The following is a 17,059-nucleotide window of genomic DNA, read 5'->3' as shown; positions in this document are numbered from 1 at the left end:
ATATCTAGCGTTATTGAGTGGATTGCCGCGATTTGGTTAATCTGGAGGTACGGGGAAATGACAGGCAACCGTGCTTGGGGGGCATTGTCATTTGCCATGTTACCCGCATTAATTAGCGCGATGTGTGCCTGCACTTGGCATTATTTTGACAACGCAAAATCTCTAGAATGGTTGGTGACTCTGCAAGCTACCATGACCTTAGTAGGTAATATTACACTTTGGGCAGCTGCAGTATGGATTTGGCGCTCCACTCAGTCTACCAAAACAGCTACTCATCCTGTGTCCACAAAATCTAACTAAACTTTCAGAGCAATGATTTCAAAAGAAACCCTATTTGCCCTTTCCCTATTTCCTTACTTGGGTTTCTTATGGTTTATAAGTCGCACTTGGCAAATGCCTCGTCTGGCATTGTACGGCTTTTACGGCACGTTAGTCTTTGTTGCCGTTACCATTCCTGCGGGAATTTATGCCCAAGTACATTATGGTGACTCTCTGGCAAACGTTGACTGGTTGCATGGAAGTGCAGAATTGTTTCTGACCCTTGCTAATATCTTAATCGTACTGGGTTTTCGGCAGGCTTTGATTAAGGAATCGGGGAGAGAAGGAGAATCATAGAACAAATCACCTTCTTGAAATTTTCCTCTACTAACCAATAACCACTAACTACTAACCATAATATGGAAGTTATTCCGGCAATAGATTTACTAGAAGGTCGCTGTGTACGACTTTATCAAGGCGACTACGGGCAATCGCAAGTTTTCAACGAAAACCCTGTTGAAGTTGCCAAACAGTGGGTAGATCAAGGAGCCACTAGACTACACATTGTTGATTTGGATGGCGCAAAAACAGGTCAGCCGATCAACTTAGCGGCGATTGCAGCAATAGCAGGTGAGGTGTCAGTACCCATTCAAGTTGGTGGAGGGGTACGGGAATACTCTACTGCACAAGAATTACTAAATTTAGGTGTACAGCGAGTCATCTTAGGAACTATAGCTGTAGAACAACCCCAGTTGGTGCAGCAACTCTGTGAAGAATTTCCAGAACAGATTGTGATTGGGATAGATGCTCGTAACGGGCTAGTTGCAACTCGTGGCTGGCTGGAAACTTCGGAAGTTTCTGCTTCCCAATTGGCTGTACAGATGCAAGAATTGGGAGCAGCAGCCATTATTTACACCGATATCCATCGGGATGGAACTCTTAGAGGACCCAATATAGAGGCACTGCGTGCGATCGCATCTACAATTTCCATACCCGTCATTGCCTCTGGTGGTGTAAGTTCTGTCACCGACTTGTTAAGTTTGCTGGCGTTAGAACCACAAGGTGTAACTGGTGTCATTGTTGGTCGTGCTTTGTATACTGGTAATATTTCTCTTAGAGAAGCACTGCGTGCAGTTGGGCAGGGACGTATTCAAGATATTCCACCCAATATAGATTTTTCTACCTTTGCATAATATGTGTGACTTTTTATACTGCTAAGGAGATATTAAGGCGCTTCCAGATTTTTCTACCGGCTTTCAGCCGGTTATTTTTTTATTTTCCGGAATGGGAATTTCCAGTTATGTATCTCAAATTGTAGAGAACAGTAACTCAACCACAATGTATGAATCGTCAAAAAATCCCTAATAACGGTAAACCACGCAGAACAGAGTCTAGCGTTTTAAGTTTGACAAGCTTCAAAGTAGAACCATTGCTAAATAGCATCAAAAAAGTATTAACTAAATTTAGTTTTAAAAAATCTAATCCTTAATTTTCTATTTTTGTTTAAATTTTAAAATTTAGATTTCTCATTTATTGGGTTTCCTCTCCTATAGAGACGCATAAAGAAAGCGTCTCTATTTTCTTTTTTAGGAGAATTACTGGCTGATATACGCGGTTTAATTTTTAACCCAATTTGGAATGAGTAGACGTAGACTTAGGGTGGGCACTGCCCACCATTAACTTGTCAACTTCTGTGCGATATAGCCCTACCTACAAAAATCAGTAGTTTTAGTAGGGAAAAGGAGTAATTTTTAACCAATTCCGGAATGAGTAGAAAACAAAGTGTAGATAAAATTGTTCTAAGATTAACAGTGAAAGATATGACTACTCCAAAACAGGGTTCACAAACTAAGCAGGTAAAGCAAGCTCCAAAACCTCAAAAACCAAGGAAAACTGAGTCCGGTGGCAGTAAGTAAAGAAATATCAAGCTAAAATTTTGTAAAATATAATACATTTGAGCAAAAAACCTCTCTTATCTCTTGTATATCCGGCAACTTGCCTGCTAAAAAGATAAGAGGGGAATTTTGCTTAAACCCGCACCTGTTAGCAATCCTAAAGCTTATTTATTTTTCACCTGGCTTTTTGCTTGTTCCAAGGCTATTTCTTTGATAGCCTGGTATGAATTTACATTTGCAGTCCCTTCAATAGCTTTAACAGCCAGATCTTGAACTTGTTTGAGAGCAGATTCAAGTTGCTTAGAGAGATTTTGAATTCGAGACTCCTGATTGCTAATTGTTTGTTCTAAGGATTGCAATCTCTGTTCGTAAAAACGCTTTTGTCCTTCCACCTCTTTGCCAAACAAGTCTGCTTTTATTTTTGCTTGGTAATGAGCAATACCTCTACCTTCTTCTGTAGCTTTTTTAATCGCTGCTTCTTTTTCCTTAGGGAATGCTTCTACCTTAGCTTTAGATTCTTCAAACTGTTTTTCTTGCTCGGAAATTACCTTTTCCCGCTCAAACCACTGTCTTTCTGTTTCTTGTCGGTATTCTTCCAATTCTTTGTACAACGCTTTTTGTTGCTGTTCGTATTCTTCTGTTTCCAATTTGCGCCGTAGTTCTAAATCGTACTTGTACTCTGATGTATCTCTTTGACGAGCTTTACTAAGATTTTCATTTCGTTCTTTTATGACTCGTTTGTGTTCTTCCTGCTCTTTTTCCCAAGTTTTTCTTTGCTGTTGTATTTCTTGCAGTAATGTTTCAGAACGCTGATTGTACTCCTCTTCATAAGCCTTATAATTCTCTTCATAGGCTGCAATGAGGTTATCTAAAGTGTCTTCTGAGGCTTCTAAATTATGTAATTGTTTTAATTGTTGACTTTCAGTCTCTAATGATTGATTGATTTCTTCTAGTCTAGATGCTCGTGCTGTTAGTTGTTCTGATAACTCACTGGCAGCACTACCAAAACCTAACTGAATTTTAGCTAAGCTTTCAATTGTAGAATTCATTTTTTGCTGAACGTTTGAAGATTGATTCATAGTTATAGTTTTTGTCTCAGTTTTTGGCTTATCTTTATTGATAGAGTTGCTTTCTTTCAATAGTTGATCTATTTGAGATTTGAGAACTGATTTTTCTTTAGCTAATTCTTCATATGCTTCAAGAATCTCTGCTTTTGTATTTTTCTCATTTGGTTTTTTAGTTGGCACAATAAACCTCCAGTATTTGTTAGTTGTTATAGTTAGTCATTAGGGGTTAGTTGTTAGTAGTTAGTTGTTAGGAGTTACTCAAATAATCTACTAACCAATAACCACTAACAAATATTTATTTAGCCGAACTACCAAAAGCTCTCATTGCTAAATCTTGAGCTTGTTTTAATGCAGCTTGTAGCTGAGTAGAAATAGTTTCTATCTGTTCCATTTGTTTCTTAATAGTTTCTTCCAAAGCTTGAATTTTTAATTCATAACTCTGTTTTGTAGCTTCCCATTCTTTTTCAAATAGATCGGCTTCGATTTTGGCTTTTTGGCTGGTTTCTTTAATGGCTTCTTCTCTAGCTTTTTTAACTGCTTCTTCTAATTCATTAGGAAAAGTTGCAATTTTCTTTTGATATTCGTCAAATAAAGGCTTGTTCTTAGTAAGAGTTTTCTCTCTTTCTGCCCAGTTTTTATTTTTTTCTTGACTGGATTCTTGGATTTCTCTTTCTAATTTGCGTTTTTGTGCATCGTAAGAATTTGTACTGATTTTACGTGTATTTTCTAATTTATACTGGTACTCTTCTTCTTCCTGCTGCCTTTCTTTTGCTAGCAATGCATTATATGTATTTAAGGCTTCTTCGTACTCGGATTCTTCTTTTTGCCAATCTTTTCGTACAAGGTTGATTTCTTTTTCTATTGCTTCTCGCTTATTAGTAGTATCTTGTTCTATAACTTTTAGTTTTTCTTGATGTTCCTGAGTTAGAATATCTAAAGCATCTGCTACAATCCTAATTTTTTGCATTTCTTGCAGACCCTTTGTTTCAATATCTATAGCTTGATTTAATTCATCTAATTTAGAAGTTTCCTTTGCTAACTTCTCAGACAGTCCGGTAATAATGGTACCAAACTCTAATTGTAAATCTGCTAAGCCTTTAACAATACTGTCTACAGTATATGCAGAAGCAACTTCCAGAATTTGTGCATTTTTTACTTTTTCTGCTGCCTCTTGCTTGGTCGCTATCTTTGATTCTAATTTTTTTCTCTCTATAAGAATCTGCTGAAATGCCTGCATAAGTTGTTGTTTGCTATCTTTTGATGTAGCTGTTGTCATACACGAACTCCAATGAAGATATATTTGTTTGCTGAGTAGCAACCCATATCGAAATCTACCCCAACTTGAATTTAGGGTAGCTTTGCGATCGGCTTTGTAAGTGCAGTGAAAATACTGAAACGACAAACACCTATCTGAGATAAGTTTCTGCAGATGGGTTATTTATTTAGTACTTGTGTACTAAATAAATATACTCAATTTGATTTACTACTGTCAAGCCAGTGCTGTGTTTGCCAGACAACCCGTTTCTGTAGAGAAAGGAGTTTATGCCTTAGGTTACCACCCTGCCCATACCATTCTATGGAATGCCTTTTTCGCCTGTCTGTCAGTTCGTGCAAGCTTTTCAAGCTAACCCACTAGTGAAAGATGCTTGGCATCAATACTATTGATACTCTATCTGTAAGATAATATTGGATGGAGAGTTATCACAACCTATCAATCTATTAACTGGATTCATCCATTTTGAAGTGAGTCAAAAAATTAATTGGAATTCCACTCGATAAGGTCAGTTGTTGCGATTTTGCGTTGAAAATAAAGGCAAATTTTCAACAAGCTATTGTTAGCTTGGTGCTAGATTGGCTTATAATGGAGACAGCAATGTTGCATATGTTACAAATTGTTAACTTCAACCCTGCCGAAAAAGCGTAATTCCACTGAAATTGCATAAAATTGCATAATTTGGATTGATACAAGCGCAAGCACACAATTTTGTGAGATCAATGTTTACCAGCGAATCTACAAAGTATCCTCATACAGCCGAAATTGGGCAAAGAAGCCGAATTTTAGTAGTAGAAGATGAGGAACTCATCCGGGAAATGCTTGTTCTAGCGTTGGAAGAAGAAGGTTATGGGGTGGTAACTGCTGCTGACGGGCGGTCGGCTGTAGAATACTTAAAAAATTGCGAACCAAATTCAGGTGAGCCCTGTTTCGACCTTGTTATTTTAGATTTGATGTTACCCCAAATTAACGGATTAGACATTTGTCGCTTACTCCGTTATCAGGGCAACCCAGTACCGATCTTGATGCTTAGCGCAAAGGGTAGCGAAACAGACCGTGTTCTCGGATTGGAAGTGGGGGCAGATGACTACCTCACCAAGCCTTTTAGTATGCGGGAATTAGTCGCTCGCTGTCGCGCTTTGCTACGTCGTCAGCGCTTAAGTAGTTTACCTCAATTACCAGTCCTACAGTACAAGGATGTCACCTTGTATCCCCAAGAATGCCGTGTTCTTGTGCGGGGTCAAGAGGTGAATTTATCCCCCAAGGAGTTCCGTTTGTTAGAACTGTTTATGAGCTATGCTCGACGAGTATGGTCGCGGGAGCAATTACTGGATCAGGTTTGGGGACCGGATTTTGTTGGAGATAGTAAAACTGTAGACGTTCATATTCGTTGGTTACGCGAAAAGTTAGAAATGGACCCCAGCCGTCCTGAATATATTGTGACAGTCAGAGGTTTTGGATATAGATTTGGTTAATAGTTAGTTTGTTCGCTGATATAAGAGTTAGTTTGTTAGTTGTGATCGGACAACTAATGGCTGGCAATGCTTATATTGGGATTTTTACTAGGTTTAGCAGTAGGTATCGGGTTTTCGGTGTGGCAACAGTTTCAACTGAACCATTACCTCGAACAGCGATCTCCGGTGCTATCCTTCCACTCATCTAAGGTGACGCTGCTGATTCCTGGTTTGCGGCACACAGTTAAACAGGTCAAGCAACAGAGGCAACAATTACAGCAGGTACTGCAAACTCACAAGGACTTACTAGAGTTCGCTCCAGTAGGGTATTTGCAGGTAGATGAAGAAAATCAACTTCTCTGGTGTAACCAGCAGGCGCAACAGATGCTGTACCTGCAAAGATGGCAACCAGGGCAGGTGCGCTTGTTGTTAGAGTTAGTAAGGTCTTACGAACTTGACCAGTTAATTGAGCAAACTCGGGATCGCCAACAACCACAAGCGAAAGAATGGGTGTTTCACCCTTCTTGCGAGGATGCTGCAGCAATACCGGAGGTAAAATCTTTGAAGTTGCGTGCCACAAGCTTGCCTTTACCCCAAGGACACGTGGGAGTATTTATAGAAAACTACCAACCTTTGCTGGATCTCAACCTAGCACGAGAGCGTGCTTTTTCCGATCTAGCTCACGAACTCAGGACGCCTTTGACCTCAATTCGTTTGGTTGTGGAAACTTTACAAGAACGCATACAGCCACCTCTAGACCGTTGGGTAAATCGGCTTTTGCAAGAGGTGGACAGGTTAATTTACTTGGTTCAAAGTTGGCTGGAACTCACTCAATTGGAAACCAACCCAACGTTGCAACTCCACCGCCAACCTCTAGAAGTGCGATCCCTAATTGCCTCTGTATGGGAAACTCTAGAGCCTTTGGCACAGCGCCATCAGGTTCAATTAGCTTACTCCGGTCTGGAAAATATTTGGATTAACGCCGATCGCTCCCGAATCTATCAAGTTTTTCTGAATTTGTTACATAACAGTATCAAATACACTTCCCCTAGCACAACTATTCATGTTGAAGTTAAAATTGTTTCTGGGGATGAAAATCATGATGAGCCAGGATTAGAAATTAATATCATAGACTCGGGAATGGGTTTTTCCGAAGCGGATTTACCCCACGTTTTTGAAAGATTCTATAGAGGCGATCGTTCCCGTTCCCGTGTCGTAATGACAGATGACGCCTCAACAACGGTGATCGATGGTAGTGGTTTGGGTTTAGCGATTGTTCGTCAAATAGTTCTTGCTCACGGTGGGTCTATCAAAGCCATGAATCATCCTAAAACAGGAGGTGCTTGGCTACAGATTAAATTTACCGAAATCATGGCGAATTCCCAAAGTCAAGACTATATTTAAAAACATATCTTCATGTTTGAGACTACAAGTGTGAAAGTCCCCCTTTATAGTCCCAATCCTGAAAAACCCCAGCTGAGCCGCGAAATTAGGCGCTTAGAGCGAGATGTATTGCGTATGGGGGCTTTGGTGGAACAATCATTTCGCTTAAGTCACCAAGCGTTATTTACTCGTAACCTAACAGTAGCTGAGGAACTTCCCATATTAGACAAACAGATCGATTGTTTTTACAGACAAATCGAATCGGATTGTGCCGCAATCATGACGCAGCTCTCACCAACAGCTCAAGATTTGCGCTGTTTAAGTGCCTTTATGCACAAGTCCGAAAAAATGAAGTAATATGACAGCAAATCAAACCGCAATGAGTGCAAATGCGCTTCTTGTGATGCACCCGTACAATTCAAGATGTTATTTTTACTACCATGAATGCTTTTCAACCGTCTAGACCACCACTGCAGCCAATAGAACAACGTCGGGTCACTCCAAGACCCAAGCGGCGTCTTCGTCAGCGTTCTTATCAAGTGATGGCAGTGGAAACTACCGCAAAGATAGGGGTGAATATTGTCATCTCAGCCGCAGCCATTTCCGCCCTAGTACAGCTTTTGCCCTATCATTGGTCGCAGCAAGAGAAGCTCAGAGCCATCCGCGTTGATGTGAAGCAGATGGAAGAACGAGTACACGATCTGCAGGCGGAATTTAGCCAGAACTTTGACCCACGCCAAGCTAGAAGTATCATGCAAGAAGAGGGCTACCGATTTGACCCCTCTCAGCGTCGGGTTGTCTTCCCTAAAAATACAACGGAAGTGCAACACCCAGAATCAGATTAATTCTTAATTTGTAATTCTTAATTCGCAGTTCTAATCAAAAGTACTTGAATTTTGAATTTTAAATAGCTTACACACTCCCCTTTGAAAAATATCTATTAAGAGGAGTGATAGCAAGCGGGAATCTACCATTTTAAGTACTGCGGACGTAACAACTCATCTAACCAATTTTCAACTTGTAAACGCAGGCGGAAGCTAGGCTCTCCCTTTTTGGAACCACAGGAAGGCAAATAAACCAGGGCTCTACGATAATCGGCGATCGCACAATTCCAATCACCCCACAGATGGTAAGTTCTGCCTCTTTCTGCTATAATATGCCCTTCTAATTCACCAAAGAGTAGAGCCGCCTCAAAATCTTCTATTGCCTCCTCATATTGACCCAAGTCCCGTAAGGTAATGCCTCGGTTAATCCACGCCCTAACATAACCAGGATTCAAATCTAACGCCCGGTCATAGTCTTCCAGTGCTGCTTCTAATTCTCCACACGCCGCATAGTAATTTGCTCGGTTATTGTAGGCACTCGATAATCTAGGATTCAGTTGTAACGCGGTGTTGTAGTCACAAAACGCTTTTTGCGTTTCACCGCTTTGAAAATAAACCAATCCTCGGTTGTTATAATCCACCGCATTGAGGGGATGGCGGTCAATTAATTGATTTAACAACTCAATTGCTTCTGTAAATTGTCCTTGTTGAGCTTTTGTGAGAGCACTAGAACGCAAGTAACTGTCTCCTACAGCAGATTTGTCGCTACCGTTAGCCCCTTGCTGTCGTAGTGCATCGATATTCAGTGCAAATGGGTTGCGGTGATTTTGCTGGTCACCAGATGCTAAAAATGAGTGACTGTTCATAGTTTCCTGCCCGAGCTGCTTGCTCTTGTGAGATCAACTTATAGTTTTCGCCGTGGTTGTGGTTTTGCCCCTGTGTCACTTGTTAAGGTGTCTATGAGTACTTGGGCGCAAACATCTACGCTAAGCGTGAGTTGCCTTAACAAATGAGAATTTGTGCCTAGAGGAGCCATAGAGTTCCTAAGGTTTGTCCACCAGATCGAGGCATCTTACACTTAATTGATGCTTCAATCTAATAATGGATACTTCACCCCGAAGGTCAATTCCAGATACAGCATTTATCAATCCAGTAGATTATTCAAGTAGAGGTAGCTTCAACTTGATAAAATGCCAAAAGTCTTTCATCGTGCGATCGCGATGCTTTGACTTTCCAAGTGCTTTGATAGTACAGAGGTCTGACTGATAAAGAATGAGTAAAATTGCGGAATTTATGAAGACTGTTTGCTCAGAACTCAGGACTTTCACAGAACTTTGGGCGCTCTGGCACTCGAAAAGCTTGAATAAAGACTGCTTTGTAGAGATTGTAAAGTTTTGACAAAATTCATTATGACAACAGTAATTTCCTATCCCAATGCTCCTGACCTAATGGCAGATGATTACATAGTCATCGGTTTAGCAACCTGTTTTGTAAAAGAAGATGGAGAAGTTCATCAAGTTGATATTATAGAACCTATTCCCTCTGCTTCCTTGGAAACCCTCTTTAAAGGTATTAATACCTCCTATAAGCTTGCTTATAGTACCACTTTAGGAGCCCTGTTGGAAGGAGATAAAGTCAAAATTCCTTCTGAATTCCCAGCATCTGCCCAATTAGGTGATGATTTTGTGGCAAGGGCGATGGCTGCGGCTCGTACCTACAAGCGCAGTGAAACAGCAAAATCTCTGATTCCTTTGGGTACCACCTATACCGGATTCCAGTATTCTACAGAACGCAAGCGAGTGCTAAATGCTGCAAGGGTTGTCACTAAAGAAGACAACGTTAAACAGCACTCCCACACACATAAAGTTCTTTAACCAACCAACAGTTATCAGTTATCATAGTTGGCTTGTAACTGATAACTGTTTACCAATTTAGCGATTATGTTAAAACTCTACGGTAGCGCACGCAGCCGCGCATCCATTGTTCAGTGGTATCTAGAGGAGTTGGGAGTTCCCTACGAGTTTATCAAGCTGGATATGCAAGCAGGGGAACACCGCCAACCAGAATTCTTGGCAATTAACCCAATGGGAAAAGTACCAGCAATTGTAGATGGTGGCTTCCAACTATGGGAATCAGGGGCGATTTTGCTTTATCTGGCTCAAAAGTACTGCAACGTCACCGCGCCAGAGGAACAAGCTACACTTGCCCAATGGGTATTATTTGCAAACGCCTCCTTAGGACCGGGCATTTTTACAGAGTCGAGTAGAGAACGAGAAATGCCCCGCTTAATGACTCCTCTGAATGAGATTTTTGAACGACAACCCTTCTTGCTTGGTGATGAATTCACGGTTGCTGATGTAGCTGTGGGCTCTCTTCTCGCTTACATTCCTATCATGCTCAAGATGGATTTAAGTGCATATCCTGATGTGTTGAACTATATCAAGAAAATGTCTGAACGACCCGCTTTTCAAAAGAGCATTGGTGGTCGTTAATTGGGTTAGTGGTTAATAGCTCGCACATTCGATTCCCTCCCCTTTATAAGGGGAGGGCTAGGGAGGGGTAAAATCCGAGTATAGTAAGTAATCAATCGGACAAAATATAACCCTATCTATAATTTGTAAATTGCAAAGCAACAGGGAAATCTTCTTGTTTTAATCTTTGTATGACAGCTTGCAATTCATCTTTACTTTTAGCGCTAACACGCACTGCATCACCTTGAATTGAAGCTTGTATCTTTTTAAATTCGTCACGAATGAGCTTGGAAATTTGCTTGCCGATTTCCTGACTTATACCTTTTTTAAGGGTAATTTCTTGACGAACCCGATTGCCACTGGCTGATTCAACTTTCCCAAAATCAAATATTTTTTGTGAGAGATTGCGTTTAGCAGCTTTCTCTCGCAGTATGTTGTGTACCGAGTCCAATGTAAACTCGCTATCAGTATTAATGGTAATCTTGTCTTCTCCTAATTCAACAGTTGTTTGAGTATCTTTGAGGTCGTAACGACCTTTTATCTCTCGCACGGTTTGATCGACTGTGTTGACCAATTCTTGCCTGTCAAAGTCGCTGACAATATCAAAGGAAAAGGTAGAAGCCATAGGAAATTGTTATGTAGCTAGTAGTTAGTGGTTAGCAGTTAGTGGTTAGTAGGCGGTGGATTTGAAAACGTTCACTACTAACCACTATCGACTATCTTTTATTGATGCGTTGCTTGAATTATGCTGAGGGCGATGAGAGTGGCAGACCCAAGAGAGCCAATACCAAACATGAGCGATCGCAAAATGGGAATATTAAGAATATAAAAAGCTGAGTATAGCAATCTAGCAACAACAAAGGCGACAGAGGCTGCTGCTGCCACAGGAGAATTTAAACCTGTTACATATGCCATGAATGCTGCCGCCGCAAAAATCATAAACGCTTCAAACGAGTTTTGGTGTGCCCAAGTTGCTCGCTGGGCATATGGTGGTAGTTTATCAAACATGGCTCGGGGAGCGGAGATATCGTACCCAACTCGCGCACGGGCATAACCTACCACTAAAAACGGCAAGTAAATCAGCACTGCAGCAGCGGCAATGGAGTACAAAAAAATAATCATCAGTTATTGGTCGTTGGTCAAGAGGTCATTAGTCATTAGTCATCTGTCATTTGTCAGGAATCTAATACATTGGACAAAGGACAAAGGACTACTGACTAATCAAAATAGAATAGCGTCACCAGTTTTCTTTGCTCTTCTGCATCCCGACAAGTTTGCAGCAGCGTTTGACTGTCGTGAAACGCAAAGCAGATAAGTTGCTGACAACGGGAGACAATCTCCTTGTTGCACAGGTAACTTGCTTCTGCAAGAGACAAATGATTGTTAGTGGGGTTCTCAACTAGATGCATCACCTGTTCTAATTGCTGACGCGATTCTAAGGGTTGGCGTTCTAGGCTTTGAGGTAGAATCACCGTTAACAAATTGGGGTCGGCCCGCATTGCTCCCTTAATGGCAGCGGAATTGGTACCAGTAGCGCCAGAGGTTATGATCCGATTGCCTGCTAAAACCAAAGCATAGGTCATCATCTCAATAAGATTCTGATGAGTGATAGGAACATGACGTGAACCCAGCAAAGCGATTCGCTTGGAACCTGTTTGCTGGATTGTCGCCAGTTCTAGCGCTAATGTATCGACGTTAATAAGGTCTATTGACTGGCTCAAAGACGGACAAATTGTAGATTAAACGACCAAGATATTTTAACAGACAAGGGGCAGTTCCCCCATGCCCAGTCATTCAAAATTCAAATGTCTCTCAGCCCTTCTTCACGGCAAAGATATCACTGAAGTGCGGCAGCCGGACTCAATCCCAGTAGAGAGAGCAAGCGCTCGACATCAAAATGTTCGGCCATCAAGTGGCGAATACACTGGACTTTAATCGCTTCGTGAAGGCGGACGCTACCAAAAGCGCGGTTAATAATTTCCACAGTTGTCAGGGTATCCAAATCAACCGATAAAATTGGGATTTCTAATTCTTCAGCGCGATTGAGAATGAAGGAGGGGGGTGGGAGTTGTCCTGTCAGGATTAGGCAATGGGTGGAAGTTTCCAAGGCAGCCTGTTGAATTTCTACGCGATCGCCCCCTGTCACCACCGCCATATTACGGCGCATACGAAAATACTTGACTGCGGCGTTGACATTCATCGCGCCAATTGCAAGGCTTTCCACCATTAAATCCAGGCGAGCGCTGCGGCAGAGAACTTCTGCTTTTAACTGCTTTGCCAGTTCGCCAACACTGACACTGCGAAGCAAATCGCTTTTTGGTAACATTCCCAGCACCGGAATACCTTGCTGCTCCAAAAAAGACCGGATACTCTGATTTACGGCTTGCAGTTGTTCGGCAGGAATATCGTTAATGACAACACCAATCAAGCGATCGCCTAAAAGCTGCTTGGCAGACAGTAACGATTCAACTGAAAGCAGCGACTGATAACGGGCTACTAAAACGACAGAAGCATCTACGACTTCTGCCACCTCTAGCAAAGACAAATCAAACAAAGTCCCTTCTAATAAATTCCCAGGTCCCTCAAGTACGACTAAATCCCCGACTTGCATTTGCGAATATTTATGGGATAGAGACTTTTGATAATCAGTTTTGTCTAGCCCTTGCAAGCGATTTTGCACGGAGTGCTCATCTAAAACCAGCATGGTTGGTGCAATACGGTTTTCCGGCAAATTAAGGCTAGCAGTAATAAACTGAACATCTTCTTCAACCACAATTTCTGCGGATTTATTCAAAGACGTACCCAAGGGTTTGCCGTATGCAATATCCAGTCCTTTTTGCTGGAGTTGATAAGACAAACCCAGAATTGTTGCAGATTTACCACAGTAAGCCTCTGTAGATCCAATCAACAAATACTTGGCAGATTTTGGCACTCATGCACTCCTAGTTTCAAACGTTAATTAGCTTTCAGCGTTCAGCAAACAGCAGTCAGCTTGATTGATGCTAAAAGCAGATAGCTAATTGCTGATGGCTATTTACAACTTAGCTAGGTCTTCCTAATTTTAGGTCGAACTTTGCAATCTTTGCTTGGTAACACGTTGCTTTAAACTTCAGAAAAAAGAAGTGTAGCCCTATCTGTGAGATTAAGAAAATTGTACAATTCAATCCTCTACACGCAGCAACTTTCGGTAGAAGGGCTGGGAAAAATCTGTCATACGGTAGCGCTTGTAGTTTTCTAAAAGCTCAATTAAAAAACCGATAAACTCGAAGCTTGCCATCATCACCTCATAGCTGAGTTCGGCATTGCCGTCAAATTGCACCCGACAGCGAGTCAAATCTGAAGGCAAGGTAGCGACATTCCAAGTTGCTACAAAGGGTATATGGTCGCTACCTTCTATCTTGCGGTGTCCTTCTAAAACCCCCTTTTGATAGAGACCGATCGCGAAAGGCAGGAAGTTGCGTTTGTTATTACCTTGAATGTAAGGCAAGTAGACGCTAGCTTGTTGCTGGGTGGCGGGCTGGAGTTGCTCGATAGACATACTCTGAAATATTCCTAATGTTAAGTTGACAACCAGACACATTTACGGCTGTCAATAGTATTCCCAAAAAATATCTTTTGACAAACACTGGGGGTGGGGAGGAGGGAAACTGGTGAGCAAGGAGTGGGGAAATTGAAAATAGGGGAAATAATTTTTGACTTTTGACTTTTAACTTTTGACTTTTTGTTTAAAGATGTCTTAAGGAACACTTAAGTGGTTTTACCCTATGGCTCCACTGGTTGCAAACTACTATTTGACCTATCGCTGTAATGCGCGGTGTCACTTCTGTAACATCTGGTCATTAGAACCCGGAAAAGAAGCTGATTTTGAGACAATTAAGCACAATTTAAAGGATTTACGCCGCTTGGGAGTTAAGTATGTAGACTTTACAGGTGGTGAACCGCTTTTGCGTCATGATGTCGGGCAGATTTATACAGAAGCCAAACATCAGGGTTTTGTCACTAGCATGACAACGAATACAATCTTGTATCCGAAGAAAGCAAAAGAAATTCAAGGATTAGTCGATTTCTTAAATTTTTCACTAGATGGTCCGGATGCGAGCACTCACGATCACTCGCGAGGAGTCAAAATTTTTGACACGTTGGTGGAATCAGTAGAAATCGCTAAGTTCTTAGGAGAGTTCCCAGTACTCAATCACACAGTTACCGCTCAAAATTACCATCGTATTGAAGAAGTGGGAGAATTGGGCAGAAAACTGGGTGTTCGGGTTTGGCTGAATCCCGCTTTTACCGCACACGAGCACTATAACTCTGGCAAGAATCCTACACCCGAAATGGTAGCAGCAATAGAAGCAACTGCTAAGAAATATAAAAATGTCGGGTACAATAAGGCAGCACTGGCTTTTATTGAAGCTGGAGGCAATGACATCAAAAATCCCCGCTGTAAGGCGGTGGATGCCGTCATTGCTATTTCTCCCAACGACGAACTGCTGCTACCTTGTTATCACTTTGCCCAAACTGGAGTTCCCATTAATGGGCGATTGTACGAGATGTATCGTGAGTCTGAGGAGGTTGAAAACTACCGCCGCTCTCAAGGTAAGCTCAAAGTGTGTGAAGGTTGCACGGTTTGGTGTTACTTAATACCCAGCTTCTTTATGGGTGTAGATAAATACTGGTGGTTGAATCAAGTTACCTATGCCAGCGAATCAAATGACCAATGACACATGACCAAAAACAAATGACCAAGGACAAATGACAAATGACAAATATCTCTGTAAACGATATCAGCATCGCTAGTGAGAGTTCTCACCCCGAAGCTGCATCAGATTGGAAGCGATATTTTAGCTTTAGTACTGACCATAAAGTTATTGGTATTCAGTACATTGTTACCGCTTTCCTTCTCTTCCTGATAGGCGGCATATTTGCAATGGTTATTCGTGGGGAATTGATTACCCCAGAATCAGACCTTGTTGACCGTACTGTTTATAACGCCATGTTCACCATGCACGGCACAGTGATGCTGTTTGGTTGGACATTTCCAGTGTTGTCAGGGTTTGCCAACTATCTTGTACCCCTGATGATTGGGGCAAGAGATATGGCTTTTCCAAGGCTGAACGCTGTTGCCTTCTGGATGATACCAGTTGCCGCTATCCTGCTAATGGTCAGCTTTCTCGTACCGGGCGGACCAGCGCAGGCAGGTTGGTGGTCATATCCTCCTGTCAGTTTGCAAAACCCTACGGGTCATTTAATCAATGGTGAAGTGATTTGGCTTTTAGCTGTGGCAATATCGGGTGTCTCCTCAATTATGGGAGCCGTCAACTTTGTCACTACAATTGTCAAAATGCGGGCACCAGGCATGACATTTTTCCGAATGCCCATCTTTGTTTGGAACGTGTTCAGTGCTCAGATTATCCAACTGTTTGGATTACCTGTTTTAACAGCAGGTGCCGTAATGCTTCTGTTAGACTTAACGGTTGGAACCAGCTTCTTTGATGCAAGTAAGGGTGGCGATCCAGTTCTCTTCCAGCACTTCTTTTGGTTCTACTCCCACCCTGCCGTTTACGTTATCATTCTGCCTGTCTTCGGTATCTTTTCAGAAATCTTTCCTGTTTTTTCTCGCAAACCCCTATTTGGTTATAACGTTGTTGCTATTTCCTCACTCCTGATTGCTGGAGTCAGCGGTATAGTTTGGGTACACCATTTGTTTGTCAGTGGTACTCCCGCCTGGATGCGGCTGCTTTTCATGCTGACCACAATGTTCGTTTCTGTGCCCACTGGTATTAAGGTGTTTGCTTGGACTGCGACAATTTGGGGCGGTAAGCTGCGGTTCGATACACCAATGCTGTTTGCGTTGGGTGCGCTCATACTATTTGTGTTTGCTGGTATCACTGGCATTACCCTTTCCTCTGTTCCTATTGATGTCCATGTCAACAATACTTACTATGTGGTAGGTCACTTCCACTACGTGCTGTACGGTACGGTCACAATGGGGTTATTTGCAGCTATTTACTTTTGGTTCCCCAAAATGACCGGACGTATGTACTACGAGGGTTGGGGTAAATTGCATTTCTGGCTTGCTTTCATCGGTACCAACCTCAACTTCTTCCCCATGCACCCACTGGGATTGCAAGGAATGCTGCGTCGAGTCTCTTCCTACGCTCCAGAGTATGAATTGTGGAACATTATTGCTAGCATCGGAGGGTTTCTTTTAGGTATGTCTACCTTACCCTTCATTATCAATATGGTGGCTGCTTGGATGCATGGCAAGAAAGCGCCTAATAATCCCTGGCGAGCAATTGGATTGGAGTGGTTGGTTTCTTCGCCACCTCCTGTAGAGAACTTTGAAGAAATCCCAGTTGTCATCGGTGAACCCTACAGTTATGGCAAGTCTGAACCTTTGGTAGCTAGCGATTCTCACAGTCACCACTAGATCGTTA

Annotated in this window: 19 protein-coding genes and 1 pseudogene; 11 read left to right on the top strand and 9 right to left on the bottom strand. The window is 42.0% G+C overall.

The genetic code is table 11. From position 1 onward, the window contains the following. The 3 genes from ACYRY3_RS10305 to hisA form a co-directional block, all read left to right on the top strand. Positions 1-300 (top strand): DUF2499 domain-containing protein (locus ACYRY3_RS10305; protein WP_460201582.1); only part of this gene is annotated, 300 nt, incomplete at its 5' end. A 12-nt stretch (positions 301-312) separates the two neighbouring features. Further along, a complete protein-coding gene (locus ACYRY3_RS10300) occupies positions 313-615 on the top strand; it encodes a DUF3593 domain-containing protein (RefSeq protein WP_460201580.1) in 303 nt (100 codons plus the stop codon). 62 nt (positions 616-677) lie between these two features. Further along, entirely contained in the window at positions 678-1,451 is a 774-nt protein-coding gene (gene hisA / locus ACYRY3_RS10295) for a 1-(5-phosphoribosyl)-5-[(5-phosphoribosylamino)methylideneamino]imidazole-4-carboxamide isomerase (RefSeq protein WP_460201579.1), read from the top strand. A gap of 866 nt (positions 1,452-2,317) precedes the next feature. On the opposite strand, the gene ACYRY3_RS10290 is transcribed toward hisA, so the two are convergent. Further along, on the bottom strand, positions 2,318-3,400 hold the full coding sequence (locus tag ACYRY3_RS10290; RefSeq protein WP_460201578.1) for a hypothetical protein: 1,083 nt from the start codon (positions 3,398-3,400) through the stop codon (positions 2,318-2,320). A gap of 115 nt (positions 3,401-3,515) precedes the next feature. Next, on the bottom strand, positions 3,516-4,496 hold the full coding sequence (locus tag ACYRY3_RS10285; protein ID WP_460201577.1) for a hypothetical protein: 981 nt from the start codon (positions 4,494-4,496) through the stop codon (positions 3,516-3,518). Positions 4,497-5,215: 719 nt separating this feature from the next. On the opposite strand from ACYRY3_RS10285, the gene ACYRY3_RS10280 reads away from it, so the two are divergent. The 4 genes and pseudogenes from ACYRY3_RS10280 to ACYRY3_RS10265 all read left to right on the top strand — a co-directional run bounded on the left by ACYRY3_RS10280 (position 5,216) and on the right by ACYRY3_RS10265 (position 8,175). Further along, positions 5,216-5,968, top strand: coding sequence for a response regulator transcription factor (locus ACYRY3_RS10280; protein ID WP_460201576.1), 753 nt, complete (start codon positions 5,216-5,218; stop codon positions 5,966-5,968). Positions 5,969-6,034: 66 nt separating this feature from the next. Next, on the top strand, positions 6,035-7,351 hold the full coding sequence (locus tag ACYRY3_RS10275) for an ATP-binding protein (protein ID WP_460201575.1): 1,317 nt from the start codon (positions 6,035-6,037) through the stop codon (positions 7,349-7,351). 12 nt (positions 7,352-7,363) lie between these two features. Next, positions 7,364-7,663, top strand: a pseudogene (locus ACYRY3_RS10270) (phosphate signaling complex PhoU family protein); the annotation flags it as partial. A gap of 107 nt (positions 7,664-7,770) precedes the next feature. Further along, positions 7,771-8,175, top strand: coding sequence for a slr1601 family putative cell division protein (locus tag ACYRY3_RS10265; RefSeq protein WP_460201574.1), 405 nt, complete (start codon positions 7,771-7,773; stop codon positions 8,173-8,175). A gap of 122 nt (positions 8,176-8,297) precedes the next feature. Here ACYRY3_RS10265 and ACYRY3_RS10260 read toward each other — a convergent pair whose 3' ends face one another. Continuing rightward, positions 8,298-9,020, bottom strand: coding sequence for a tetratricopeptide repeat protein (locus ACYRY3_RS10260; protein ID WP_460201573.1), 723 nt, complete (start codon positions 9,018-9,020; stop codon positions 8,298-8,300). A gap of 291 nt (positions 9,021-9,311) precedes the next feature. Then, positions 9,312-9,482, bottom strand: coding sequence for a hypothetical protein (locus tag ACYRY3_RS10255; RefSeq protein ID WP_460201572.1), 171 nt, complete (start codon positions 9,480-9,482; stop codon positions 9,312-9,314). Positions 9,483-9,563: 81 nt separating this feature from the next. Between ACYRY3_RS10255 and ACYRY3_RS10250 the strand changes: the two genes are divergently transcribed. Next, entirely contained in the window at positions 9,564-10,028 is a 465-nt protein-coding gene (locus ACYRY3_RS10250) for a hypothetical protein (protein ID WP_460201571.1), read from the top strand. A gap of 66 nt (positions 10,029-10,094) precedes the next feature. Then, positions 10,095-10,646, top strand: coding sequence for a glutathione S-transferase family protein (locus ACYRY3_RS10245; RefSeq protein WP_460201570.1), 552 nt, complete (start codon positions 10,095-10,097; stop codon positions 10,644-10,646). A 112-nt stretch (positions 10,647-10,758) separates the two neighbouring features. Here the strand turns inward: ACYRY3_RS10245 and ACYRY3_RS10240 are convergent, their stop codons facing one another. The 5 genes from ACYRY3_RS10240 to ebsA all read right to left on the bottom strand — a co-directional run bounded on the left by ACYRY3_RS10240 (position 10,759) and on the right by ebsA (position 14,163). After that, complete coding sequence (locus ACYRY3_RS10240; RefSeq protein WP_460201569.1) at positions 10,759-11,250, bottom strand: YajQ family cyclic di-GMP-binding protein; 492 nt, start codon at positions 11,248-11,250, stop codon at positions 10,759-10,761. Positions 11,251-11,348: 98 nt separating this feature from the next. Continuing rightward, positions 11,349-11,747 carry an MAPEG family protein gene (locus ACYRY3_RS10235; RefSeq protein ID WP_460201567.1) on the bottom strand — a complete coding sequence of 133 codons (399 nt, stop codon included), beginning with the start codon at positions 11,745-11,747 and terminating at the stop codon, positions 11,349-11,351. Positions 11,748-11,842: 95 nt separating this feature from the next. Then, positions 11,843-12,346: a DNA recombination-mediator protein A gene (locus ACYRY3_RS10230; protein ID WP_460201566.1), complete on the bottom strand. Its 504-nt coding sequence runs from the start codon at positions 12,344-12,346 to the stop codon at positions 11,843-11,845. Between the two features lie 116 nt (positions 12,347-12,462). Continuing rightward, positions 12,463-13,557, bottom strand: coding sequence for a phosphotransacetylase family protein (locus ACYRY3_RS10225; RefSeq protein ID WP_460201565.1), 1,095 nt, complete (start codon positions 13,555-13,557; stop codon positions 12,463-12,465). 228 nt (positions 13,558-13,785) lie between these two features. Next, positions 13,786-14,163: a type IV pilus biogenesis protein EbsA gene (gene ebsA / locus ACYRY3_RS10220; protein WP_460201564.1), complete on the bottom strand. Its 378-nt coding sequence runs from the start codon at positions 14,161-14,163 to the stop codon at positions 13,786-13,788. Positions 14,164-14,389: 226 nt separating this feature from the next. Between ebsA and ACYRY3_RS10215 the strand changes: the two genes are divergently transcribed. Both ACYRY3_RS10215 and ctaD read left to right on the top strand, forming a co-directional pair. Next, positions 14,390-15,343 (top strand): radical SAM protein, encoded by a 954-nt coding sequence (locus ACYRY3_RS10215; protein WP_460201563.1) that lies wholly within the window; start codon positions 14,390-14,392, stop codon positions 15,341-15,343. Positions 15,344-15,381: 38 nt separating this feature from the next. After that, the gene (gene ctaD, locus ACYRY3_RS10210; protein WP_460201562.1) at positions 15,382-17,052 is read left to right on the top strand and encodes a cytochrome c oxidase subunit I; all 1,671 of its coding nucleotides are present in this window, start codon (positions 15,382-15,384) and stop codon (positions 17,050-17,052) included. Positions 17,053-17,059 lie beyond the last annotated feature (7 nt).

Source organism: Scytonema sp. NUACC21 (assembly GCF_054684315.1).
This window is presented reverse-complemented; position numbering and strand designations above follow the sequence as displayed.